This is a genomic window from Mesorhizobium sp. Cs1321R2N1, assembly GCF_037179725.1.
Taxonomy (GTDB): domain Bacteria; phylum Pseudomonadota; class Alphaproteobacteria; order Rhizobiales; family Rhizobiaceae; genus Mesorhizobium; species Mesorhizobium salmacidum.
In genome coordinates this window covers 1-946 of sequence record NZ_JAPYKP010000321.1, presented here as the reverse complement: position 1 = coordinate 946, position 946 = coordinate 1, and the positions used below count along the sequence as shown (strand labels likewise).

At 69.7% G+C, this 946-nt stretch carries 1 pseudogene; it reads left to right on the top strand.

From position 1 onward, the window contains the following. Positions 1-946, top strand: a pseudogene (locus O7A61_RS32290) (chromosome segregation protein SMC); the annotation flags it as partial.

The following is a 946-nucleotide window of genomic DNA, read 5'->3' as shown; positions in this document are numbered from 1 at the left end:
ACCTGCGCGACGCGGAAGCCGCGGCTGCCGCGGCCTTCCAGCGGCTGTCGATCGCCAGGTCGCAGATCGAGGAAGAAGCCGGCCGCATCCGCACCCGTCAGGCCGAACTCGAGCGCCGGTTGCAGCAACTCGACGGTGACATCGCCCGCGAAGAGCGGATGGTGCGCGACAATGCCGACGTACTCGAGCACCTGCGCGCGGAAGAGGCCGCGCTGAACTCCGAAAACTCCGGCGCCGCGGAGCGAGAGGCCACTACCCGCGCGGCATTCGAACAAGCCGCCTCGACGCTTGCGCAAAGCGAAGCCAAGCTCGCCGCGCTGACCGCCGAGCGCGCCGAGGCCGCCGCCTCGCGCCATCAGATCGAACGGACTTTGCGCGAAACCGCCGAGCGGCGCGATCGCTTCGCCCGTCAGCTCGCCGATGTCGATCGGGAGTTATCGGACATCCTCGCCAAGGTGGCCGGCCTGCCCGATCCGGCCGAGAAACGGATCCTGGTCGAACAGGCGATGGCATTGCTGGAAGAGTCCGAGGCCTCGGTGGCGCAGGCCGAGCAGTCGGTCATCGACGCTCGTGGCGCCGAAAGTGCCGCTAGGCCCCCGCTTCAGGACGCCAGGGCGGAGCTGGCCGGGATCGAGACCGAAGCGCGTACGCTGGCCAAGATCCTGAACGCGGCCAGCGGCGATCTCTTCCCTTCCGTGCTGGAGCAGATCAGCGTCGAGCGCGGCTTCGAGACGGCCCTGGGCGCGGCCTTGGGCGAAGACCTGGACGTGCCGCTCGACCGTAGCGCACCGGCGCATTGGGGCGAAAGCGAAATCCAGCCCGGCGACGCCGCGCTTCCGGAAGGGATCAAGAGCCTTGCCAGCGTGGTTCGCGCGCCGGCACAACTTGCCCGCCGCCTGGCGCAGATCGGCATCGTCGAGGCCGCTGACGGCCGCCGGTTGCAGGG